Origin of the sequence: Phenylobacterium sp. (assembly GCF_041919955.1) — a bacterium.
Lineage (GTDB): Bacteria > Pseudomonadota > Alphaproteobacteria > Caulobacterales > Caulobacteraceae > Phenylobacterium.
In genome coordinates this window covers 71,624-91,858 of record NZ_JAYRSU010000013.1, presented here as the reverse complement: position 1 = coordinate 91,858, position 20,235 = coordinate 71,624, and the positions used below count along the sequence as shown (strand labels likewise).

At 68.0% G+C, this 20,235-nt stretch carries 24 protein-coding genes; 7 read left to right on the top strand and 17 right to left on the bottom strand.

Going from position 1 to position 20,235, the window contains the following annotated elements:
• Positions 1-275 precede the first annotated feature (275 nt).
• Together ACE3T2_RS12620 and def are read left to right on the top strand one after the other, a co-directional pair.
• Entirely contained in the window at positions 276-1,547 is a 1,272-nt protein-coding gene (locus ACE3T2_RS12620; protein ID WP_374657833.1) for a DNA recombination protein RmuC, read from the top strand.
• Between the two features lie 15 nt (positions 1,548-1,562).
• A complete protein-coding gene (gene def, locus ACE3T2_RS12615) occupies positions 1,563-2,072 on the top strand; it encodes a peptide deformylase (protein ID WP_374657831.1) in 510 nt (169 codons plus the stop codon).
• 16 nt (positions 2,073-2,088) lie between these two features.
• On the opposite strand, the gene ACE3T2_RS12610 is transcribed toward def, so the two are convergent.
• A complete protein-coding gene (locus ACE3T2_RS12610) occupies positions 2,089-2,463 on the bottom strand; it encodes a DUF1801 domain-containing protein (RefSeq protein ID WP_374657829.1) in 375 nt (124 codons plus the stop codon).
• 52 nt (positions 2,464-2,515) lie between these two features.
• Positions 2,516-2,824 carry a hypothetical protein gene (locus tag ACE3T2_RS12605; RefSeq protein WP_374657827.1) on the bottom strand — a complete coding sequence of 103 codons (309 nt, stop codon included), beginning with the start codon at positions 2,822-2,824 and terminating at the stop codon, positions 2,516-2,518.
• Between the two features lie 94 nt (positions 2,825-2,918).
• On the opposite strand from ACE3T2_RS12605, the gene fmt reads away from it, so the two are divergent.
• Both fmt and truA read left to right on the top strand, forming a co-directional pair.
• The gene (gene fmt / locus ACE3T2_RS12600; protein WP_374657825.1) at positions 2,919-3,845 is read left to right on the top strand and encodes a methionyl-tRNA formyltransferase; all 927 of its coding nucleotides are present in this window, start codon (positions 2,919-2,921) and stop codon (positions 3,843-3,845) included.
• Positions 3,845-4,582 carry a tRNA pseudouridine(38-40) synthase TruA gene (gene truA / locus ACE3T2_RS12595; protein WP_374657823.1) on the top strand — a complete coding sequence of 246 codons (738 nt, stop codon included), beginning with the start codon at positions 3,845-3,847 and terminating at the stop codon, positions 4,580-4,582. Before fmt ends, truA begins: the two co-directional genes overlap by 1 nt.
• A 40-nt stretch (positions 4,583-4,622) precedes the next feature.
• Here truA and dapE read toward each other — a convergent pair whose 3' ends face one another.
• Entirely contained in the window at positions 4,623-5,765 is a 1,143-nt protein-coding gene (dapE, locus tag ACE3T2_RS12590; protein WP_374657821.1) for a succinyl-diaminopimelate desuccinylase, read from the bottom strand.
• A 181-nt stretch (positions 5,766-5,946) separates the two neighbouring features.
• Between dapE and ACE3T2_RS12585 the strand changes: the two genes are divergently transcribed.
• Positions 5,947-6,582 (top strand): hypothetical protein, encoded by a 636-nt coding sequence (locus tag ACE3T2_RS12585; RefSeq protein WP_374657819.1) that lies wholly within the window; start codon positions 5,947-5,949, stop codon positions 6,580-6,582.
• Positions 6,583-6,684: 102 nt separating this feature from the next.
• Here the strand turns inward: ACE3T2_RS12585 and ACE3T2_RS12580 are convergent, their stop codons facing one another.
• The 4 genes from ACE3T2_RS12580 to argB all read right to left on the bottom strand — a co-directional run bounded on the left by ACE3T2_RS12580 (position 6,685) and on the right by argB (position 9,937).
• On the bottom strand, positions 6,685-7,191 hold the full coding sequence (locus ACE3T2_RS12580; protein WP_374657817.1) for a hypothetical protein: 507 nt from the start codon (positions 7,189-7,191) through the stop codon (positions 6,685-6,687).
• 342 nt (positions 7,192-7,533) lie between these two features.
• A complete protein-coding gene (dapD, locus tag ACE3T2_RS12575; RefSeq protein WP_374657815.1) occupies positions 7,534-8,364 on the bottom strand; it encodes a 2,3,4,5-tetrahydropyridine-2,6-dicarboxylate N-succinyltransferase in 831 nt (276 codons plus the stop codon).
• A complete protein-coding gene (locus tag ACE3T2_RS12570; RefSeq protein ID WP_374657813.1) occupies positions 8,364-9,026 on the bottom strand; it encodes a pyrimidine 5'-nucleotidase in 663 nt (220 codons plus the stop codon). Before ACE3T2_RS12570 ends, dapD begins: the two co-directional genes overlap by 1 nt.
• Complete coding sequence (gene argB, locus ACE3T2_RS12565; RefSeq protein ID WP_374657811.1) at positions 9,023-9,937, bottom strand: acetylglutamate kinase; 915 nt, start codon at positions 9,935-9,937, stop codon at positions 9,023-9,025. Before argB ends, ACE3T2_RS12570 begins: the two co-directional genes overlap by 4 nt.
• A gap of 123 nt (positions 9,938-10,060) precedes the next feature.
• Here argB and ACE3T2_RS12560 point away from each other — a divergent pair, with 123 nt between their 5' ends.
• Both ACE3T2_RS12560 and ACE3T2_RS12555 read left to right on the top strand, forming a co-directional pair.
• On the top strand, positions 10,061-11,326 hold the full coding sequence (locus tag ACE3T2_RS12560; protein WP_374657809.1) for an amidohydrolase family protein: 1,266 nt from the start codon (positions 10,061-10,063) through the stop codon (positions 11,324-11,326).
• Positions 11,326-11,925, top strand: a complete 600-nt coding sequence (locus ACE3T2_RS12555) for a YdeI family protein (RefSeq protein WP_374657807.1) — start codon at positions 11,326-11,328, stop codon at positions 11,923-11,925. Before ACE3T2_RS12560 ends, ACE3T2_RS12555 begins: the two co-directional genes overlap by 1 nt.
• Here ACE3T2_RS12555 and ACE3T2_RS12550 read toward each other — a convergent pair.
• The 10 genes from ACE3T2_RS12550 to ACE3T2_RS12505 all read right to left on the bottom strand — a co-directional run bounded on the left by ACE3T2_RS12550 (position 11,922) and on the right by ACE3T2_RS12505 (position 20,233).
• Positions 11,922-12,668 carry a Crp/Fnr family transcriptional regulator gene (locus tag ACE3T2_RS12550; RefSeq protein WP_374657805.1) on the bottom strand — a complete coding sequence of 249 codons (747 nt, stop codon included), beginning with the start codon at positions 12,666-12,668 and terminating at the stop codon, positions 11,922-11,924. The two genes, ACE3T2_RS12555 and ACE3T2_RS12550, sit on opposite strands and share 4 nt — an antisense overlap.
• Positions 12,669-12,745: 77 nt before the next feature.
• The gene (locus ACE3T2_RS12545) at positions 12,746-13,888 is read right to left on the bottom strand and encodes an acyl-CoA dehydrogenase family protein (protein WP_374657803.1); all 1,143 of its coding nucleotides are present in this window, start codon (positions 13,886-13,888) and stop codon (positions 12,746-12,748) included.
• Between the two features lie 77 nt (positions 13,889-13,965).
• Entirely contained in the window at positions 13,966-14,616 is a 651-nt protein-coding gene (gene yihA / locus ACE3T2_RS12540; protein WP_374657801.1) for a ribosome biogenesis GTP-binding protein YihA/YsxC, read from the bottom strand.
• On the bottom strand, positions 14,613-16,424 hold the full coding sequence (gene yidC / locus ACE3T2_RS12535; protein ID WP_374657799.1) for a membrane protein insertase YidC: 1,812 nt from the start codon (positions 16,422-16,424) through the stop codon (positions 14,613-14,615). The genes yihA and yidC overlap by 4 nt, the downstream gene beginning before the upstream one ends.
• A gap of 40 nt (positions 16,425-16,464) precedes the next feature.
• Positions 16,465-16,836 carry a ribonuclease P protein component gene (gene rnpA / locus ACE3T2_RS12530; protein WP_374657797.1) on the bottom strand — a complete coding sequence of 124 codons (372 nt, stop codon included), beginning with the start codon at positions 16,834-16,836 and terminating at the stop codon, positions 16,465-16,467.
• Positions 16,837-16,870: 34 nt separating this feature from the next.
• The gene (gene rpmH, locus ACE3T2_RS12525) at positions 16,871-17,005 is read right to left on the bottom strand and encodes a 50S ribosomal protein L34 (RefSeq protein WP_374534891.1); all 135 of its coding nucleotides are present in this window, start codon (positions 17,003-17,005) and stop codon (positions 16,871-16,873) included.
• Positions 17,006-17,083: 78 nt separating this feature from the next.
• The gene (gene map / locus ACE3T2_RS12520) at positions 17,084-17,833 is read right to left on the bottom strand and encodes a type I methionyl aminopeptidase (RefSeq protein ID WP_374657795.1); all 750 of its coding nucleotides are present in this window, start codon (positions 17,831-17,833) and stop codon (positions 17,084-17,086) included.
• Between the two features lie 60 nt (positions 17,834-17,893).
• Positions 17,894-18,217, bottom strand: coding sequence for a 1-deoxy-D-xylulose-5-phosphate synthase (locus ACE3T2_RS12515; protein ID WP_374657793.1), 324 nt, complete (start codon positions 18,215-18,217; stop codon positions 17,894-17,896).
• Positions 18,217-19,194: an NADPH:quinone oxidoreductase family protein gene (locus ACE3T2_RS12510; protein ID WP_374657791.1), complete on the bottom strand. Its 978-nt coding sequence runs from the start codon at positions 19,192-19,194 to the stop codon at positions 18,217-18,219. Before ACE3T2_RS12510 ends, ACE3T2_RS12515 begins: the two co-directional genes overlap by 1 nt.
• Positions 19,175-20,233: an alpha/beta hydrolase gene (locus ACE3T2_RS12505; protein WP_374657789.1), complete on the bottom strand. Its 1,059-nt coding sequence runs from the start codon at positions 20,231-20,233 to the stop codon at positions 19,175-19,177. The genes ACE3T2_RS12510 and ACE3T2_RS12505 overlap by 20 nt, the downstream gene beginning before the upstream one ends.
• Between the last annotated feature and the right edge of the window lie 2 nt (positions 20,234-20,235).

Sequence of the window (20,235 nt, the reverse complement as noted above, 5' to 3'; positions counted from 1 at the left end):
TCCGAATTCTCGGGTTGGGGAATTAAATCTCACTGATTTGTAACGTAATTTTTCGGCGCTTTCAGAAAATGTGATGCTCGGCGCATAAAATCGCTTGTTGTTTTGTGCGTCGCACCGTATACAGTCGAATTGTGAGGCGGCGCTGCCGCTTCTGCCCTTCCTGGGCGTTTCCTCCCTAATGAACTGCCGGGCCTTCTGGCCCGGCTTTTTTTTGGCCTGAGCCTTGGCTCGGCCCGCGCCTAGCTCGCGCCCCCGACTCCGTATAAGAACGGAGCATGAACCCCGACTCCATTCTGCTCGCGCTCCTGGCCGCCCTGCTGGCGGCGATCCCCATGTTGGCCTGGGCGTTGATGGAGCGCGGCCGCGCCGCCCGGGCCGAGGCGCGGGTCTACGAGCTGCAGCAGGCGGCCGCCCGCCTGCAGGTGCTCGAGGAGCAGGAGGAAAAGAACGCCGCCTTCCTGCAGAGTCAGGCCGCGGCCGCCATCGCCGAGCAGGTGATGAAGCGCGCCGACGAGACCTTCCATAATAGAGAACAGCTCGCCCAGGCGCGGTTGGAGGCCCAGCTGAAGCCCGTCGCCGAGACCCTGGCCAAGTTCCAGGAGCAGGTGGTGGCGGTCGAAAAGACCCGCGCCGAAGAGACGGGCGGGCTCAAGGAACAGATCAACCAACTGCTGCAGGCGTCCAGCGCCACACAGGCCGAGGCGCGCAAGCTGTCGGCCGCCCTGCGCCGCGGGGCCGGGGTCCAGGGCCGCTGGGGCGAACAGACACTGCGCAACGTGCTGGAGGCCGCGGGCCTGCACAATCGCTACGACTTCGACGAGCAGACCTCGACCGACAGCGAGGAGGGGCGCCGCCGTCCCGACGTCACCGTGCGCCTGCCGGGCGGGGCGGTGTTCGTGATCGACGCCAAGTGCTCGCTGAACGCCTTCCTCGAAGCCCAGGACGCACCGGACGAGGCCAGCCGCGAGGCGGCCTATCTTCGCCACGCCCAGAGCGTGCGCGCGCACATGCAGGGCCTGTCGGCCAAGGCCTATTGGGACCAGTTCAACCAGGGCTCGCCCGACTTCGTGGCGATGTTCATCCCCGGCGACAGCTTCCTCGCCGCGGCGCTGGAGCGCGCGCCCGACCTGATGACCGAGGCCATGGACCGGCGCGTGCTGGTCGTCACCCCGACCACGCTGTTCGCGCTCTGCAAGGCGGTGGTCTATGGCTGGCGGGTGGAGGAGCAGGCGGCCAACGCCCAGGAGATATCCAAGCTGGGGCGCGAACTTTACAAGCGCCTGTCGGTGATGGGCGGCCACGCTTCGTCGGTCGGCAAGGCGCTGGAGGCGGCGGTGAGCCGCTACAACCAGTTCGTCGGCTCGCTGGAGACCCAGGTCATGACTCAGGCCCGCCGGTTCGAGGACCTGAAGGTCGACCACGAGGGCAAGGACCTGGCCGAGCTCTCGCCCGTCGAGACCGGGATTCGGCCTCTCGCCAAGCTGGCGGCCGACCCCGAGGCGCCGGAGGCGGGGCGTCTCGCCGCCTTGACGGCAAAGGGGCGCTGACCTACCTGCGTTCTCATGGCTATCCGCGAAATTCTCGTCGTTCCCAACCCCGTGCTGAAACAGGTCTCGCAGCCTGTCGACAAGGTCGACGACGACCTGCGCGCGCTGATGGATGACATGCTGGAGACGATGTACGACGCGCCAGGCATCGGCTTGGCCGCCATCCAGATCGGCGTGCCCAAGCGGGTCATCGTCATGGACCTGGCCGGCCCGGACGAGGAGAAGGCGCCGCGCTACTTCGTCAATCCCGAGATCCTCTGGGCCTCGGAAGACACCGCGCCCTACGAAGAGGGCTGCCTGTCGATTCCCGAGATCTATGACGAGGTCGAGCGGCCGGCCCGCGTGAAGCTGAAGTATCTGAACTATCAGGGCGATGAGGTGATCGAGGACGCCGAGGGGCTGTTCGCGGTCTGCATCCAGCACGAGATGGACCACCTGGAGGGCGTGCTGTTCATCGACCACCTGTCGCGCCTGAAACGCGACCGCGCGGTCGCCAAGGTGAAGAAACAGGCCCGCGCGGCCTGACGACCTTTCGCGCCTTTCAGTGGGCGCGCTTGCGGGAGTGGTAGGTGAGGGCCAGGGCCACGCAGTGGCTGACGGCTTCTTCGTCGAGCGGCGCGGCCGTGTCGAAGACGAGCGCGCGCTTGCCCTCGTAGATCAGGCGCTCGCCATAGATGTCGCGAAACGTGGCCAGCAGATCAGTCTGGCAGTGGACGTAGAGCGCGTAGCGGTCGGCTGAGCCCCTGACTGCGTCGATGCGGATCGTGCTGCCGGTGCGCGTCAGGAAACTGGGCTGGCCCCACTTCAGCGCCTCTTCCACGGCCCCGACGCCAGGCGTGGACGCGGCCGTGTCCAGGATCAGACGGCGCAGGGCCGCAAGCCTGGATCGGAGCGGTTCAGCGTAGGTGTCGAACATGCGAAGGAGACGTCGCGCCAGCGGCTCGGCCGGCGCGACGTCGGTCCCGGTCCTACTTCTTTTCCGGCGCGGTCGCTTCGTGCACGGCGGCCTTGGCGTCGGCGGCGACATCCTTGGCCGCAGCCTTGGCGTCGGCCCCGGCTTCCTTGGCCATGGCGCTGGCGTCGGCGGCCGCGTCCTTGGTCTCGGTCGCCACGGTGCTGGCGGCCGCTTCGGCGTCGGCCTTAGCCTTGTCGGCGGCGGCCTGGGCGTCGGCGGCGGCCTGATCGGCGGTGGCCTTGGCGGAGTCCTGGGTGGCCTGCGAGCAGGCGGCCAGCGTCAGGCCGGCGGCGGCGATGGCGACGATCACGAGTTTACGCATGATGAGAATTCTCCCTTTTCCCGAATGCGAGGCTGAACGGCGAAGCTTGGCTCAAGGTTCCTAATTTCGTCGTCCCCCGCTACATGCAGTTTTGATGCGTATCGCCTTTCTTGGAACCCCGGATTTCGCCGTAGCTGCGCTGGACGCCCTTGTCGCGGCCGGCCATGAGGTCGCCTGCGTCTATTCGCAGCCGCCGGCGCCGCGCGGGCGCGGCCAGGTCCTGAAGCCGTCGGCGGTTCACGCCTATGCGCAGGAGCACGGAATTCCCGTCCGCACGCCGGCCTCGATGCGCGATCCGGCCGAGGTCGAGGCCCTTGCCGCGCTGGACCTCGACGCCGGGGTGGTGGTGGCGTTCGGCCAGATCCTGCCGGCCGCCGTGCTCGATGCGCCTCGGCTCGGCTGCTTCAATCTCCACGCCTCGCTGCTGCCGCGCTGGCGCGGCGCGGCCCCGATCCAGCGGGCGATCATGGCCGGCGACAAGGTGACCGGGGTCGAGGTCATGCAGATGACCGAGGGCCTGGACGAGGGGCCGGTGCTGGCCTCGGAGACCGTGCGCATCGACGCCCTGGAGACCGCCGGGACCCTGCACGACCGCCTGGCGCAGGTCGGAGCGGCCCTGCTGGCGCGCACCATGGCCGCCGTCGAGGCCGGGGAGGCGAGGGCGGTCGCCCAGGCCGAGGAGGGTCTGACCTACGCCAAGAAGATCCGCCCGAGGGAGGCGCGCATCGGCTGGAGCCGACCGGCGAGCGAGGTCGACCACAAGATCCGCGGCCTCTCGCCCTTCCCAGGCGCCTGGTTCGAGCTGCCGACCGCCAAGGGGCCGGTGCGGGTGAAGGCGCTGCTGTCGCAGGTGGAGGACGGCGAGGGGCCGGCTGGCCGCGTGCTGGACGACGCCCTGCTGGTGGCCTGCGGCGAGGGCGCGGTGCGGCTGCTGCGCGTCCAGCGCGAGGGCAAGGGCCCGCAGGACGCCGAGGCCTTCCTGCGCGGCGCCGCGGTGGCGGCCGGGACCGATCTTTCCTGATGCCGCGCTACAAGCTGACCATCGAGTACGACGGGCGGCCCTACAAGGGCTTCCAGGCCCAGGACGAGCTGCCCTCCGTCCAGGGCTCGATCGAGCGCGCGGTGAAGGCGTTCAGCGGGCAGGAACTGCGGCTGCAGGCGGCGGGCCGCACCGACACCGGCGTCCACGCCACCGGCCAGGTCATCCACATCGACCTCGAGCGCGAGTGGCGGCCCGAGGTCGTGCGCGATGCGATGAACGCCTATCTCGTGCCGGAGCCGATCGCGGTGCTGGAGGCCGAGGTCGCGACGGGTGACTGGCATGCGCGTTTCTCGGCGACCGAGCGGCGCTACATCTACCGCATCCTCAACCGCAAGGCGCCGCCGGCCCTCGATCGCGGCCGGGTCTGGCACGTGAAGAAGCCGCTGGACGCCGACGCGATGCACGCGGCGGCCCAGGCCCTCATCGGCCACCACGACTTCACCACCTTCCGACACATGCAATGCCAGGCGAAGTCGCCGATGAAGACCCTGGATGTGGCCAGGGCCTGGCGCGAGGGCGAGTACATCCTGCTGGAGTTCGCCTCGCGCTCGTTCCTGCACCGCCAGGTTCGTTCGATGACCGGCACCCTGGCCGAGGCCGGAATCGGGCGCTGGAGCGCAGGCGACGTGCGCGCGGCCCTGGAGGCCAAGGACCGGAAAGCCTGCGGTCCTGTGGCGCCGGCCGACGGGCTTTATCTCACCGGGGTGAAGTACTGAATTCTCCCTCCCCTTCAAGGGAAGGGAGAAGGAGAAAGGTCTATCCGAACGCTGTGAAATAGCGGCTGATCAGCCGTTCATACACCCGTTGCAGGTCGTGGATCTCCTGGACCGGCGCGCGCTCGTCGACCGCGTGCATGGTCTTGCCGACCAGGCCCAGCTCCACCACCGGGCAGAGGGCGCGGATGAAGCGGGCGTCCGAGGTTCCGCCAGTGGTCGACAGCTCCGGGGCGGCGCCAGCCACATCCAGTACAGCGCCGGCCACGACGTCGGTGAAGGCGCCCGGCTCGGTCAGGAAGGCCTCGCCGCTGATCACCGGCTCGACCGTGATCTTCCCGGAGAACCCTTCGCGCGACCTCGCCGCCTCGCCCTCGATCCAGGCGGCGAGCTCGGCGCCCTTGTGGGCGGGATTGAAGCGGATATTGAGCCGCGCCTTGGCCTGGGCCGGGATGACGTTGGTGGCGCCATTGCCGACATCGACCGTAGTGACTTCCAGGTTCGAGGGCTGGAAGCCGGTATAGCCGTCGTCCAGCACGTGATTCTGCAGCCGGCCAAGCAGGTCGATCAGGACCGGCACCGGATTGGCCGCGCGATGCGGATAGGCCACGTGGCCCTGGCGGCCGTCGACCGTGATCCAGACGTTGATCGAGCCGCGGCGGCCGATCTTGATCATGTCGCCGAAGGTCTCGGCGCTGGAGGGCTCGCCGACCACGCAGTGGTCGATCACCTCGCCCTCGGCCGCCAGGGCTTCGACGACCATCTTGGTGCCGTGGGTGGCCACGCCTTCCTCGTCGCCGGTGATCAGGAAGGAGAGGGAGCCCTTCACCTCGCCGGCGGCGATGGCCTTGGCGGCGGCGGCGGCGAAGGCGGCCACCGCGCTCTTCATGTCGACCGCCCCCCGGCCGATCAGCATGCCGTCGACGATCTCCGCGGCGAAGGCCTCGCGGCTCCAAGCTTCGGCGTCGCCCACCGGCACCACGTCGGTATGCCCTGCGAAGCAGAGGTTCGGGCTGGCGGCGCCGTAGCGGGCGTAGAGGTTCTCGATGTCGCCGAACTTCATGCGCCGGCAGGAAAAGCCCAGCGTCTCCAGCGTCTTCTGGACAAGGTCCATGGCGCCTTCGTCGGCCGGGGTCACCGACGGGCGGCGGATGAGTTCCTGGGTGAGGGCGACGGGATCGAGCATGGCTCGCTGGTAAAGGCGCGGGCCGCCGGGGGCAATGGCCTTGAGTCGTCGGCGGTCAATAGTCTTCGCCCAGAATGGGGTACTTAATATCGGTTTACCATCCCGATTTGGGAAGCATCTGTATCGACCTGGGACGCCCCTTCAAGAAATATGCCTCATCCGCGTTCCGAGGCTTCGATTCATGTTCAATATTTTTAAGAAGAAGCCGGTTAAAACTCCCGCCCAGAAGATTGATGATATCATCGATATTCTTGAGCGTGGCGGCGTTATTCGCGGAACGCAGATTCCCGTCCAGGCTTCGGCGCCGCGCGGTCCGCACCAGGTCTCCGCCAGCGATCATCTCTACTTCGCTGTCAGGTCGGTGGCGGCGGACGGCCGCCAGCATGTCATGCAGTACGCGTTCGTCGACGACCGCGGCAACGTGGCGCTCAGCGCCTTTGTGCGCTCGGCCAGCCCCGCGACGCTGTTCGGCGGCGCGGCCAGCGAGGACATCTCAGTCGATCCGATGGATGAGGGCGAATTCGCCGTCCTGGCGACCAAGCTGTGCCGCGGCGCGACCCTGGTCGCTTTTCACCGCGTGTTGCAAACCGGCCTGTTGCCGGTCGGCGCGGCGAATGCGGCCTCGGGCGTGGAGTGCGTCTGGCGCAGGTTCCAGGCGGTGGCGCGGCGCAAGGGCATGCGCCTGTCGCGGCATGAGCCGCTGGCCCTGAACGACTGTCTGCAAAAGCTGGGCATGCCGGTGCTGGAGACCGACGACGCCGCCATGCGGGCCCTGGCGATCCGCAATCTGTGGCGGCGGCTGGACGGCATCGAATAGGGAAAGGGGTCGGCGTCTAGAGCATTTTCCGCCAGAGCGGGGCGCCGGTTCGACGGAGAAAATGCCCGGACTTCTAGGAGGCTTGAGCAAAGTCCGATCCACTCAGACCGGATTTGTCTCCAGGCGCACCGCGTCCCAGAACAGCGGCTTCAGGTCGGTGAAGAACTGATCGACATCGTAGCCTTCGCCCAGCGTGAAGAGCCCGTCGTCCTGGCGCACCAGCAGGCCGCGGTCCACAAGGGCCAGAAGCTTGCGGCGGGTGGTCTCCCGCGGGATCTGCGTAATGTCAGAGAGGCTGAGCGCGTTGAGCCCGCGGCGGCGGCGGAAGGTCTGCGGCGGCCGCGGCCCGCGCGGCAGCGACTCCGAGATCTCGGCGAGCAGGAAGACGAGATAGAGCAGGTACTGGTCCAGGTCGCCGTCGAAGCGCGACCGCACCCGGATCAGCGTGGCTGAGAGATGGCCGCCCCAGCGGTAGAAGAACCGCATGGCGTCCTGTTCCAGATAGCCCGGCGTGGGCTCGTTCCAGGTCGCCGCCTCGGACGCGGAACGGTCCGATGGCAGATCGTCGGCGACGGCCGCGGCAGCGGCGATGGATAGCGCTGGGTTCATGGTCCGGGCGCCCCGCGTTAAAGTTAATCCGGCTCGATCGCAGTCATTTCGGCAAAGCTCAATGTCCTGAAATAACAACGGGCTCCGAACTTTCCCGGTGTTACGTTAAGGATGTTGCTTTCGTTTGCCGCGTGATGATCGCGTCGTTGGAGAAACTATCTTCACCAAAGTATCGCGAGAAGCGAATGCTATAGTTAATCGCCGTTTAAGGGTATCGATGGGGTCTTTTCCTGTGGATGACGGTCGCGGTGGCGCGGAAAAGACGACGCCCCGGTCCGCAGGGCGCGGCCGGGGCGTGCAAGAGGGCCTCCTGCAAGCGCAGGGGCGGCGAATCGCCGGCGTCTAGTCGCGCAGCAGTTCGTTGATCGAGGTCTTGGCGCGGGTGCGCTCGTCGACGGTCTTGACGATGACCGCGCAGTTGATCGAGGGCAGGCCCTCGCCGAACGGGCTGGGCATGGAGCCGGGCATGATCACCGAATAGGGCGGCACCTCGCCCATGAAGACCTCGCCGGTCTTGCGATCGACGATGCGGGTGGTCGAGGTGATGAAGGTGCCCATGGACAGCACGCTGCCCTCGCGCACGATCACGCCTTCGGCGACTTCCGAGCGGGCGCCGATGAAGCAGTTGTCTTCGATGATGGTCGGGTTGGCCTGCAGGGGCTCCAGCACCCCGCCGATGCCCGCGCCGCCCGACAGGTGGACGTTCTTGCCGATCTGGGCGCAGGAGCCGACGGTCGCCCAGGTGTCGACCATGGTGCCTTCGTCGACATAGGCGCCGATGTTCACGAACGACGGGGTCATGATCACGCCCTTGGCGATGTGGGCCCCGCGGCGCACGACGCAGCCGGGCACGGCGCGGAAGCCGGCGGCCTCGAAGCGGGCGGCGTCCCAGCCGGTGAACTTCAGCGGGATCTTGTCCCAGTAGGGATGCGGCGCGTCGGCGTCGATCAGCTGGTTGGCGTTCAGGCGGAAGGACAGCAGGATCGCCTGCTTGGCCCACTGGTGGGTGGTCCAAACGCCGTCCTCGCCGCGCGAGGCGACGCGCAGGGTTCCGGAGTCCAGACGGTTCAGCGTTTCCTCGACCGCTTCGCGCACCTGGCCCTGGGTGCTGGTGTTGACGCCGTCGCGGGCTTCCCAGGCGGCCTCGATCACGGACTTCAGGTCGTCGGACATCAATTGCTTTCCTTCAGGCGCGCGCCGGCCAGGAACGGTGTCAGCCTGGCGGTGCGGTGGTGGACGAATGGGGCGGTGGAGGCGGCGGCCCGCGGGCCGACCAGCACGGTGGTCATGCCGAGATCGGCGGCTGGCTTCAGGTTCTTCTCGGAGTCCTCGAAGAACGAGGTGGCCGCAGGATCCAGTCCATGGGCGTCGATCATGCGCTGGAAGCCCAGCGGGTCAGGCTTGGGGGCGAAACCGAACGAGGCGATATGGAACACCTCGTCGAACAGGTCGCGCAGGCCCAGGTGCTTCAGCACCCGTTCGGCGTGGACGTCGTCGGCGTTGGTGAAGATCAGACGCCGGCCCGGCAGTTTCGACAGCGCCGCCAGCAGCTCGGCGTCGTGCGCCAGCACTTCCAGCGAGAGGTCGTGGAAAAGGGCGTGGAAATCGGCGGGGTCGACGCCGTGATGCAGCATAAGACCCTTCAGCGTCAGGCCGTGCTCGGCCAGGTACTTCTTCTGCAGCGCATAGGCCTCGTCGCGCGGAAGGCCGGTGACCTTCTCGACAAAGCCTGTCATCCGGCCCTCGACCTCCCGCATGAACCCGGACTCCTCGGGGTAGAGGGTGTTGTCCAGGTCGAAGAGCCAGGTGTCGACGTGGGAGAGGTCCGGACTCATGCGCGGATGAGCGTGCCCGACCCGTGCTCGGTGAAGAGCTCGGTCAGCATGGCGTGCGGCCGCCGGCCGTCCAGGATGACCACGGCCTCGACGCCCGAGCGCACTGCGGCGATGGCGGTCTCGAGCTTGGGGATCATGCCGCCGGTGGCCACGCCCGTGGCGATCGCTTCTTGCGCCTCGGCGACGGTCATCTGGCGGATGAGCTCGCCGTTCTTGTCCAGCACGCCGCGCACGTCGGTCAGCAGCAGCATGCGCTTGGCGTTCAGCGCCCCAGCCAGGGCGCCGGCCACGGTGTCGGCGTTGATGTTGTAGGTCTCGCCCTCATCGGACACGCCGATCGGCGCGACGACGGGGATGTAGTCCTCGTCGGCGTAGATCAGGGCCTCGATCAGCTTGGGGTCGATCCGCGTCGGCTCGCCCACGAAGCCCAGGTCGACCACCTGCTCGATCTGACTGTCGGGATCCTTCTTGGTGCGGTGCGCCTTCTCGACCGTGATCAGCCGGGCGTCCTTGCCCGACAAGCCCACGCCGCGCACGTCGGCCTCGGCGCCGGCGAGCGTGATCCAGTTGGCGATTTCCTTGTTGATGGCGCCCGACAGCACCATCTCGGCCACTTCCATGGTCGCTTCGTCGGTGACGCGCAGGCCGTCGATGAAGGTCGACTTCACGCCCGCCTTGTCGAGCATGCGCGAGATCTGCGGTCCGCCGCCGTGCACCACGACCGGATGGCAGCCCAGCATCTTCAGCAGCACGGCGTCGGCTGCGAACAGCTTGGCGACGCTTTCCTCGCCCATCGCGTGGCCGCCGTATTTGATCGTCACGACCTCGCGGTCGTAGATCTGGATGTAGGGCAGAGCCTCGGCGAGGGTCTTGGCGGTGGCCCAGCCCTGTTCTTCGGCGTCGTCGGTCAAGGCTTCGGCCCTCCAGGCAGCTACGGGCGCTCCGATAGCGGACCCTGGCCCCCATGTCACCGCCTCGACGACCGCGCGTTGCATGGTAGCGTCGCTGCACGATCCGCATATCCGGGGGAATCCATGCGCGCCGTCCTTCTCGCCGCCTGCGCGGCCGCCTTCGCCTTGCCGGCCCAGGCCGAAACCGTCGCGGTCAGCGCAGCGCGCCTGGTCGACACCGCGACCGGCAAGGTCGCCGACAGGCCGATGGTGATCATCACCGACGGCCGCATCGTCTCTGTCGGCCGCCAGGGCGACGCGGTGCCTGCGGGGGCGCGTCAGATCAGCCTGCCGGGCGTGACCCTGCTGCCCGGCCTGATCGACATGCATGTCCACCTGACCATCTCGCCGCTCTACGGCGGCTACACCGGCTACCAGTTCTCGGACGCATTCTGGACGGCGATCGGCACGCGCCACGCCAAGGATACGCTGGAGGCCGGCTTCACCACGGTGCGCAATGTCGGGTCGGCCTTCTATGGCGACGTCGGCTTGCGCGAGGCGATCGAAGGCGGCTTCATCCAGGGCCCGCGCATCGTCACCGCCGCCTATTCGTTCGGGGCCACCGGCGGCCACTGCGACGAGACCTTCTTCCCGCCCTCCATGGACCAGAAGGCGCCCTACAACGCCGACAGCCCTGACGAGGCGCGCAAGTCCGTCCGCACCCTGCGCAAATACGGCGCCCAGGTGATCAAGATCTGCGCGACCGGCGGGGTGTTCTCGCGGGGCGATGCGCCCGGCGCTCAGCAGATGACGCTGGACGAGATGAAGGCGGTCGCCGAGGAGGCGCACATGGCCGGCATGAAGGTCGCCGCCCACGCTCACGGCGCGCCGGGGATCAAGGCCGCCATCCTGGCCGGGATCGACACCATCGAGCACGCCAGCCTGGTCGACGACGAGGGGATCAGGCTGGCGGTCCAGCACGGGACCTATTTCGGCATGGACATCTACAACACCGACTACACCCAGGCCGAGGGCAAGAAGAACGGGGTGCTGGAGGAGAACCTGCAGAAGGACCGCGACATCGGCGAGATCCAGCGCCAGAACTTCAAGAAGAGCCTGAAGGCCGGCGTGAAGCAGATCTATTCCACCGACGCCGGCGTCTACCCGCACGGCGACAACGCCCGGCAGTTCGCGGTGATGGTCCGCTACGGCGCGACCCCGTTGCAGGCGATCCAGGCGGCCACCGTCAACGCCGCCCAGGCGCTGGGCCAGGAGAAGGACGTCGGGCGCATCGCCGTCGGCGCCTATGGCGACCTGATCGGCGTCACCGGCGATCCGCTGGCCGACGTGACGGTGCTGGAGCATCCGGTCTTCGTGATGAAGGGCGGCCAGACCGTGAAGGCCCCCTGATGGCGCCGATCGAGGTCGATCCCGCCCACGTCCAGGAGTTCGCCGACGCCGACAGCTTCTACGCCTGGCTCGGCGGGCATCATGATGGCGAGCGCGAGGTCTGGATCAGGATCTACAAGACCGGCTCGGGGCTGGCCTCCATCACGCCGCTGGAGGCCATCGACGTTGCGCTCTGCTGGGGCTGGATCGACGCGGTGCGTAAGAGCCTGGACGCCCAGAGCTACCTGCAGCGCTACACGCCGCGCGGCCGGAAGAGCATCTGGAGCCAGAAGAACGTCGACAACGTCGCCCGGCTGATCGCCGAAGGGCGGATGACCGAGCATGGGCTGAAGGAAGTCGAGGCGGCCAAGGCCGACGGCCGCTGGAACCGCGCCTATGGCAGCGGCCGGGCCCTGGCGATCCCGGACGACCTGCAGGCGGCCATCGACGCCAGCCCCAAGGCCAGCGCGATGCTGCCCAGGCTGACCGAGCAGAACCGCTTCGCCCTGGCCTTCCGCACCCACAACATGAAGACGCCTGGCGGGCGGGCGAAGAAGATCGAGGCCTTCGTCGCCATGCTGGAGCGCGGCGAGACGATCTATCCGCAGAAGAAACTCTAGAGCGCGACCTGGGGCAGCATCAGCGCGAAGTGGCCCTCGACCGCCGCGTAGCATTCGCAGGAGGCGCGCTCGAGGCCAGCGCGGTCGATGATCTCAACCCCGCCGCGGCGGTGGCGGACCAAGCCCTTGGTCTCCAGCGCCTGGATTACGCCCGTGACGGTGGTGCGCTGGACGCCCAGCATCTCGGCCAGCGCCTCCTGGGTGAGTTGAATGGTCTTGTCGCCAGCCCGGTCATGAGTGGCCAGCAGCCAGCGGCAGCAGCGCGCCTCGGCCGAATGCAGGGCGTTGCAGGCCACCGACTGCATGATCTGGGCGAGCAGGGAATCGGCGTAGCGCGAGAACAGCTCGGCGAACCGGGGCGATGTGTCCTTGATCGTTTCCAGCGCCGCGGTGGGCACGGCCAGGGCGCTTCCGCCGATCATCACCACGCCGCGCCCGAAGGCGGGCTTGGAACCGGCGCTGACGATGCCGCCGACCGCGCCCTCACGCCCGATGGTGGCCGCCTCGACCTCGTGTCCGTCGCGGGTCACGATCAGCAGCGAGACCATGGTCCGGAAGGTCGGGAAGTGCGTGACGACCACGTCGTCGCCCGGCTCGAACAACACCTGGCCGCGCACGAGTTCGACCGGCCGAAGGTGCGGCAGGAGGCGCTCCAGGTCCACGGCGCCGACCGCGCCCAGCAGGCGGCTTGCGGCGCGGACATTGGCCATGCTGATCGCAGGCGGTTCGGCGTGAGCGGTCATGGGCGGCATCCTCAATCCGGCCGAGCTCTACGGCAAGGCTGGAAGCTTGGCTGTCGCCTGCCCGACGCTCCGCGCGCTCAGATGCTGCGAGCCACCACTTCCTTCATGATCTCGCTCGTGCCGCCGTAGATGCGCTGCACGCGAGCGTCACGCCAGAGGCGGGCGATCGGATACTCATTCATATAGCCGGCACCGCCGTGCAACTGCAGCGCCGTGTCGCAGGCCTCCCACTGGAGTTCGGTATGGAATAGCTTGGCGGCCGAGGCTTCGGCGGCGTTCAACTCGCCGGCCACGTGGCGCTTGATGGCCCAGTCGAGGTGCGCCCACCCGGCCTGCAGCTTGGCCTTCAGCGCGGCCAGGGTGAAGCGGGTGTTCTGGAAGTCGAAGATCGCCTGGCCGAAGGCCTTGCGCTCCTTGGTGAACTTCACAGCCTCGTCGAAGGCGCGCTGGGCGCCGGCCTGGCCGGCGATGGCGATCTGCAGCCGCTCCTGGGCCAGCTGGTTCATCAGATAGGCGAAGCCGCGGCCTTCCTCGCCCAGACAGTTGGTGATCGGCACGCGCACGTCGTTGAAGAACAGCTCGGAGGTGTCGGCCGAGTTCTGGCCGACCTTGTCGAGGTTGCGGCCGCGCTCGAAGCCTGCGGTTCCCCGCTCGACGAGGATCAGCGAGATGCCTTTGGAGCCCTGGCTGGGATCGGTCTTGGCCACCACGATCACCACGTCGGCGTTCTGGCCGTTGGTGATGTAGGTCTTGCTGCCGTTCAGGACATAGTGGTTGCCGTCGCGGATGGCGGTGGTTTTCACGCCCTGCAGGTCCGAGCCCGTTCCCGGCTCCGTCATGGCGATGGCGGTGATGATCTCGCCCGAGACCATGCCCGGCAGCAGGCGCTGCTTCTGGTCTTCCGAGCCGTAGTTGATGATGTAGTCGACGGTGATGTCCGACTGCAGGGTCACGCCGGCCGACGAGCCGGCATAGGACAGCTCCTCGCCGATCACGGCGTTGTAGCGGTAATCCAGCCCCAGGCCGCCGTATTCGGCCGGAACCTGCGGGCAGAGGAGGCCAGCTTCGCCATAAGCCTTCCAGAAGCTGCGATCGACGATCCCAGCCTCTTCCCAGCGGTCGAGGTGCGGATAGAGCTCCTTGTCGAAGAACTTGCGCACCTGATCGCGGAACAGGTCCAGATCGGCGTCGTAGGCGGTGCGGCCGGCGGTGGAGAGCATGGGCGGTCCTGACGTTTCCTCCCCCGCCTTGTTCCACGCACGCGCGGCGGGGCAAAGACTGACCCCGCGTCAGGGTGTCAGGGCGTCACTTCGCAGGCGGCCATGATCTCCGCCCGCAGTTCGGGCAGGCCGGTCCCCTTTTCCGACGAGGTGGCCAGCACCCGCGGGAAGGCGGCCGGTCGCTTGCGGATCGCCGCTTCGGTGCGCGCGCGGACAGCCTCGACCTCGGAGACCTTCAGCTTGTCGGCCTTGGTCAGGATGATCTGGTAGGACACCGCGGCCTTGTCGAAGGCGGCCATCGGCTCCTCGTCGACCTCCTTCAGCCCGTGGCGGGCGTCGATCAGCAGGTAGGCGCGCTTGAGGTTGGCGCGGCCGCGCAGGAAGTCGCGGCCCAGGTTCTGGAACTTCTTCACCGCGACCTTCGAGGCCTTGGCCCAGCCGTAGCCGGGCAGGTCGACCAGCCGCAGCTTGTCGTCCAGTACGAAGAAGTTCAGCTCCCGAGTGCGGCCCGGCTCGTTGGAGGCGCGCGCCAGATGCTTGTGGCCGACGAGGGCGTTGATCAGCGAGGACTTGCCGACGTTCGAGCGGCCCGCAAAGGCGACCTCCGGCAGGTCGCCCGCCGGCAGGCCGTCGATGGAGACCGCCCCCATCAGGAAGCTGGCCTGCCGCGCGAACAGCACGCGCGCGGCCTCCAGCGTCTCCTCGTCGTAGAGCGGTTCTTCGGTCACCCGACTTCCTTGGGCTTGCCCGTCAGCTTGGCGATGATCTGGTCGATCGGATTGTCGACCTTGAACCGACGCATGATCACGTACTGCTGCAGGATGGTCAGAATGTTCGACCAGCTCCAGTAGATCAGCAGGCCGACCGCGAACGGGGCCATGATGAACATGAACATCAGCGGCATGAACTGGAAGATCTTCTGCTGCACCGGATCGGGCTGCGGCGGGTTCATGGCCGTCGAGAGGAACATGGTCAGGCCGTACAGCAGGGCCAGCGGGCCCAGGTGCAGCAGGTCGGAGTTCAGCACCGACCCGATCACCGGCACGGTCGCCGGATTGTACGGCAGCAGGCCGAACAGGTTCCAGATGCTCAGCGGGTCCTTGGCCGACAGGTCCTGGATCCAGCCGAAGAACGGCGCGTGGCGCATTTCGATGGTGACGGTCAGCACCTTGTAGAGGCCGTAGAAGACCGGGATCTGGACCAGCATGGGCAGGCAGCCCGTCAGCGGGTTGATCTTTTCCTTCTGGTACAGGGCCATCAGCTCCTGCTGCTGCTTGGCCGGGTCGTCCTTGAATTTGGTGCGCAGCGCTTCGACCTGCGGCTGCACCTTCTTCATCTTGGTGAGCGACTCGTAGCTCTTGTTGGCCAGCGGGAAGAACAGCAGCTTCACCGTCACGGTCAGCAGCAGGATGGCGATGCCGAAGTTGCCGACCAGATGGAAGAAGAATTCCAGCAGCATGAACATCGGCCGGGTGATGAACCAGAAGTTCCCCCAGTCGACGGCCAGGTCCAGGCGCTCGACCGCCAGCTTGGCCTGATAGTCTTTCAGCAGCGGCACGACCTTGGCGCCGGCGAACAGGCGGGTCGTCTGCACGACCTGCTTGCCGGCCGGGATGATGTGCGGGCGGCCGACGAAATTGGCTTCATAGATGTCGGTCGAGCCGGACTTGGTCACCCGGTACTGGCCCTGGATCGCCTCCTTCTGATCGGGGATCAGGGCGGTCAGCCAGTACTTGTCGGTGATGCCGGTCCAGCCGCCGGTGGACGAGACGGTCGGACCGCCTTCCTTGAGCCACTTGGCGTACTTCACCTGGCGCAGTTCGCCGCCCAGCCAGCCGATCGCGCCCTCGTGGACGATCTGGTTGCGGCGATCGTTGGGGATGCCCTGGCGCTGGACCGAGGCGTAGGGCGCCAGCGTCACCGACGTCGCGCCGGTGTTGGCCACGGTGTCGGTCACCGTGAACATGAACTTGTCGTCGACTTCGATCTTGCGCGTGAAGGTCAGGCCCTGGCCGTTCGAGGTGCGCAGCACCAGCGGCTTGCCGGGGGCCAGGGTCGAGCCCTCGACCACCTGCCAGACGGTGTCGGCGGTCGGCAGGCCGGGCAGGTTGGAGCCGGTCCAGCCAAACTCCGCGAAATAGGCGTTCTGTGCGCCCTCGGGGCGCAGCAGCTCCACCGGCGGCGAGGTCTTCTCGACCGTGGTGCGGTAGTTCTTCAGATAGAGGTCGTCGATGCGCGCGCCGCGCAGCGAGACCGAACCCGCCAGGGCCTCGGTGGCGATCGGCGCGCGCGGGCTGGCTGCGGCGGCCTGGCCGCGCGAGACGACCGCGGTTGCAGCCGAACCGCCGGGCAGGCCGGGCGCGGCCACGCCCTTCGGGGCGTTGGCCTGGGCCGAAGCCGCCGCGGCGCGCTGCTGCGCCAGCTCGGCGTTGCGCTTCTTGGTGGCCGGGTCCAGCACCAGGAACTGGTAGCCGATCAGGATGACGACCGCGGCGATCACGAAGATGATCGTGTTGCGGTTGTTGTTGTCTTGCATGGGAACGCGCGCTCGGGGCGAGGAAGGTGGGGGCGCGCTGCTAGGCGCGGGACGGGCTGTCGCTTTCGGCCGCGAGGCTTATCAGTGCGGTTTTCACATCGTCAAGCAAACGCGGCCATGCCCGGGTCGGGGCGCCGCCGCGAGCGATCAAAACATAGTCAAAGCCGGGCTTTCCCAGCTGCGGCAGAATCGCCTGGGCCGCCGCGCGCATCCGGCGCTTGGCGCGATTGCGCACGACCGAGCCCCCGACCTTGCGGGTGGCGGTGAAGCCGATGCGGATGACGGGGGAATCGTCGGCCCGATCGCGGGCCTGCATCACCACCGCGCCCTTGGCGCACGAATGCGCCCGCGCGGCGGCGAGGAAGTCCGAACGCTTCTTTATGCGTTCGATGACGGGAGGGGCGTCGGTCACGCCGACACCTTGGTCGTCAGGACGCTGACGCGTCTTAGGCGGTCAGGCGCTTGCGGCCCTTGGCGCGACGGCGAGCCACGACTTTGGCGCCGTTCTTGGTCGCCATGCGCGCGCGGAAACCGTGACGGCGAGCACGCACCAGTCGGGACGGTTGGAAAGTCCGCTTCACGAGATTAGCTCCGGGTCGAAAATTGAGCGGCGGTTCCTACGGGAGGCTAGACCCCGAGTCAACCACCAAAGCCAGGTTTCAGGCGGTGAGGGTCAGGATCACCGGCCCGCGGCGGGTGGCGACCAGGGTATGTTCGTACTGCACGGTCGGCTCATGGCCGGGCGGCGTCAGGGTCCAGCCGTCGTCGCCCTCTTCAACCCAGTCGGCGCCCAGCGACAGGAACGGCTCGATCGTGAAGACCAGGCCCTCGTGGATGCGGCGGCGGTCATGCGGCTCCCACCAGGTCGGGATCTCGCCCGGATCGTCGTGCAGCGAGCGGCCGACCCCGTGGCTGGCGAGGTTCGTGACCAGGGTGTAGCCGTTCTTGTCGGCGAAGCCCTGGATGGCCTTGCCGATCTCGTTGAGCTTGCCGCCCGGACGCACCGCGCGGATGCCCGCCCACATGGCGCGGCGGCCGTCGCGGCACAGGCGCTCGATCTGCGGTTTCACGGGCGGAACGGGGAAACTGGCGCCGGTATCGCCGAAGAAGCCGTTCAGCTCGGCCGAGACGTCGATATTGACCAAAGCGCCGGCCTCGATTCGGCGGTCGTCCGGAATGCCGTGGGCGCAGTCGGGGGCCACCGAGATGCAGGTCGCGCCGGGGAAGTTGTAGGTGATCTCGGGCGCCGAATTGGCGCCCTCCAGCTCCAGCATCCTGCGGCCGAGCTGGTCGAGCTCGCGCGTGGTGATGCCTGGCTCCAGCGCCTTGCCCATGGCTTCCAGGGTGCGCGCCACGAGGCTTCCGGCGGCCTTCAGGCCTTCCAGCTCGTACTCGTGCTCGATGGTCATGGCGAGGTCTCCGTCTGCGCGCCCAGGTTCATATAGGGGATCGCCGCGACGTTGCGCGAATCAAGTCGGAGGGCGGGCAAGGCCGCGCACCTGCGCCCAGTATTCCTCGGCGACATCGTCATCGACCATGTCGGGCGTGGTCAGCGCGCCGTAGAGGCCGTCAGCGCCATCCTTGCGGGGGCCGGAGATCCAGTAGTGGTCGCCGGTCTCGACGTCGAAATAGTTGGCCTTGGAGCCCCGGCCGGCGAGCGACTGGAACGTCCGTCCGCCATAGGACAGCGAGCGGCCGGACTTGGAGAACGACACCCGCCCGACCCGCGCCGGGCCGGTCAGGCCGCCCGACTTGTCCTCGACATACATGATGCGGGACTTGCCGGCGCTCATCAGAGGTCCGGCCGCACGATGGTCTTGCCCACCACCTTGCGCTGCGCCAGGGAATCGAAGGCCGCGCGCCAGTCGGCGAGCGCGAATTCGCGGTCGACGCGGGGCTTCATCTTGTCGGCCAGGCCCCAGACGGCGGCCTGGTTCTCGGCGCCCTTCTCGGGGAACTGGCGGCCGTATTCGCCGGCCCGCACGCCCATCACCGAGAAGCCCTTGATCAGCGCCATGTTGACCGGCAGCACCGGCAGGCGACCCGAGGCGAAGCCGACCACCAGCAGGCGGCCGTCGAAGGCGATGCAGCGGGTGCTCTCGTCGAACACGTCGCCGCCGACGGGGTCGTAGATCACGTCGGCCCCGCGCCCGCCGGTGATCTCCTTGACCTTCTCGCGGAAGCCGCCGCTGACATTGACCACCGCATCGGGCGCGTATTCGGCCTGGACGATGGCGAGCTTGTCGTCCGAGGCCGAGGCGGCGATCACCTTGGCGCCGAGATGTTTGGCGAGGTCGACGGCCGCCAGGCCCACGCCCCCGGCCGCCCCATGCACCAGCACCCACTCGCCGGCCTGGAGCCGGGCGCGGCGCACCAGCGAGACATAGGCGGTCAGATAGGCGGTGGCGTAGCCCGCCGCCTGGCTGAACGAGAGGCCGTCAGGCTTGCGGCGCAGCCCCGCTGCGTAGGTGACGGCGTATTCGGAGAACCCGCCGATCCGCGCCCCGCCGACCACGGGATCGCCGACCGCGAAGGCGCTGACGCCCTCGCTCAGGGCGCTGACCTCGCCGGCGATCTCCATGCCGGGAATGAAGGGCAGGGCGGGCTTGTGCTGGTACTCGCCGCGGGTCTGGAGCAGGTCGGGAAAGTTCACCGCCGCGGCCTTCACGCGCACCTGGACCTCGCCCGGCCCGGGGGCGGGGGTGTCGATCTCCTTCAGGGCGCAGCCGCCGTAGTCGGGCGCCAATTCCTCAACCAGCAGCGCGCGCAATCCGTCCCTCCAGGCCTTCGCGGACTAGGCCCGCAATCTCTCGACAGGCGACGTCCGCACAGGGGACGGCGCCGGTGAACGCAGTGAAGCCGTGCGCCAGGCTGTCGTAGCAGCGATAGACCACCGGGACGCCCGCAGCCTGCAAGGCCCGCGCATAGGCCTCGCCCTGGTCGACCAGCGGATCGAAGCCGGCGGTGGCGACCACGGCAGGCGCCAGGCCCGCTAGGTCCGGCTCGCGGATCGGCGACAGCCGCGGATCGGCCGGATTGGCGCCTGGGCCCATGTAGTGGCCCATGAACCAGTCCATGGTCGCCCGGCTCAGGGGGAAGGCCTCGGCATAGGTGGTCATGGACGCCGTCTCGCTGGCCACGTCCACGCACGGATAGATCAGGATCTGCAGGTCAGGCTGCGGCTCGCCGGCGCGGCGTAGTTCCTGGCAGACCACGGCGGCGAAGTTGCCGCCCATCGAGTCCCCGCCGATCACCGCGCGGCCGGCCGGTGCGCCGAAATCGGCGGCATGGTCGCGGACGTGCCGATAGGCGGCCAGCACGTCCTCAAGCCCGGCCGGGAATCGGTGCTCGGGCGCCAGGCGGTAGTCGACCGAGATCACCGGCGCGCTGGCGATCCCGGCCAGCAGGCCGCAGAAGGCATGGCAGGTGTCGAGGTCGCCGATCACCCCGCCGCCGAAGTGGGCGAACACGATCGCCGGGGCTTCCGGATCCTGTCGGTCGGGGCGGTAGACCCGCGCGGGGATGCTGCGACCCTCGGCGACCAGGGTGGCGGCGCTGGCCGTCACGCCGGGCTCGGCGCGGCCGCCGTAGACCTTGGCCCCATCCGCAGAGGCTCTACGAGCCGCCTCAGGGCTCATCGTGGCCAGGGCGGGCATGCGTGCAGCCTGAGCGGTCAGGAACTGGAAGCGTGGATCCAGCGTGCGCCCGCCGCGATAGGTGACCCCGCCGCCCGACAGCAGCCGCAAAATCGGCGATGGCAGCGACAGGACGGTCTTGGCGATGAACCTGACGAGCGAACTGTCGGCCACCT

Bases quoted from the DNA above. Each gene is read 5' to 3' on its own strand.
- yidC (WP_374657799.1), bottom strand. From the start codon at position 16,424: ATGCAAGACAACAACAACCGCAACACGATCATCTTCGTGATCGCCGCG.
- ACE3T2_RS12555 (WP_374657807.1), top strand. From the start codon at position 11,326: ATGGCGCCGATCGAGGTCGATCCCGCCCACGTCCAGGAGTTCGCCGAC.
- ACE3T2_RS12560 (WP_374657809.1), top strand. From the start codon at position 10,061: ATGCGCGCCGTCCTTCTCGCCGCCTGCGCGGCCGCCTTCGCCTTGCCG.
- dapE (WP_374657821.1), bottom strand. From the start codon at position 5,765: ATGCTCGATCCCGTCGCCCTCACCCAGGAACTCATCCGCCGCCCGTCG.
- map (WP_374657795.1), bottom strand. From the start codon at position 17,833: ATGACCATCGAGCACGAGTACGAGCTGGAAGGCCTGAAGGCCGCCGGA.
- ACE3T2_RS12585 (WP_374657819.1), top strand. From the start codon at position 5,947: ATGTTCAATATTTTTAAGAAGAAGCCGGTTAAAACTCCCGCCCAGAAG.
- def (WP_374657831.1), top strand. From the start codon at position 1,563: ATGGCTATCCGCGAAATTCTCGTCGTTCCCAACCCCGTGCTGAAACAG.
- dapD (WP_374657815.1), bottom strand. From the start codon at position 8,364: ATGTCCGACGACCTGAAGTCCGTGATCGAGGCCGCCTGGGAAGCCCGC.
- ACE3T2_RS12515 (WP_374657793.1), bottom strand. From the start codon at position 18,217: ATGAGCGCCGGCAAGTCCCGCATCATGTATGTCGAGGACAAGTCGGGC.
- ACE3T2_RS12620 (WP_374657833.1), top strand. From the start codon at position 276: ATGAACCCCGACTCCATTCTGCTCGCGCTCCTGGCCGCCCTGCTGGCG.
- truA (WP_374657823.1), top strand. From the start codon at position 3,845: ATGCCGCGCTACAAGCTGACCATCGAGTACGACGGGCGGCCCTACAAG.
- ACE3T2_RS12570 (WP_374657813.1), bottom strand. From the start codon at position 9,026: ATGAGTCCGGACCTCTCCCACGTCGACACCTGGCTCTTCGACCTGGAC.
- ACE3T2_RS12605 (WP_374657827.1), bottom strand. From the start codon at position 2,824: ATGCGTAAACTCGTGATCGTCGCCATCGCCGCCGCCGGCCTGACGCTG.
- ACE3T2_RS12550 (WP_374657805.1), bottom strand. From the start codon at position 12,668: ATGACCGCTCACGCCGAACCGCCTGCGATCAGCATGGCCAATGTCCGC.
- fmt (WP_374657825.1), top strand. From the start codon at position 2,919: ATGCGTATCGCCTTTCTTGGAACCCCGGATTTCGCCGTAGCTGCGCTG.
- ACE3T2_RS12545 (WP_374657803.1), bottom strand. From the start codon at position 13,888: ATGCTCTCCACCGCCGGCCGCACCGCCTACGACGCCGATCTGGACCTG.
- ACE3T2_RS12580 (WP_374657817.1), bottom strand. From the start codon at position 7,191: ATGAACCCAGCGCTATCCATCGCCGCTGCCGCGGCCGTCGCCGACGAT.
- ACE3T2_RS12610 (WP_374657829.1), bottom strand. From the start codon at position 2,463: ATGTTCGACACCTACGCTGAACCGCTCCGATCCAGGCTTGCGGCCCTG.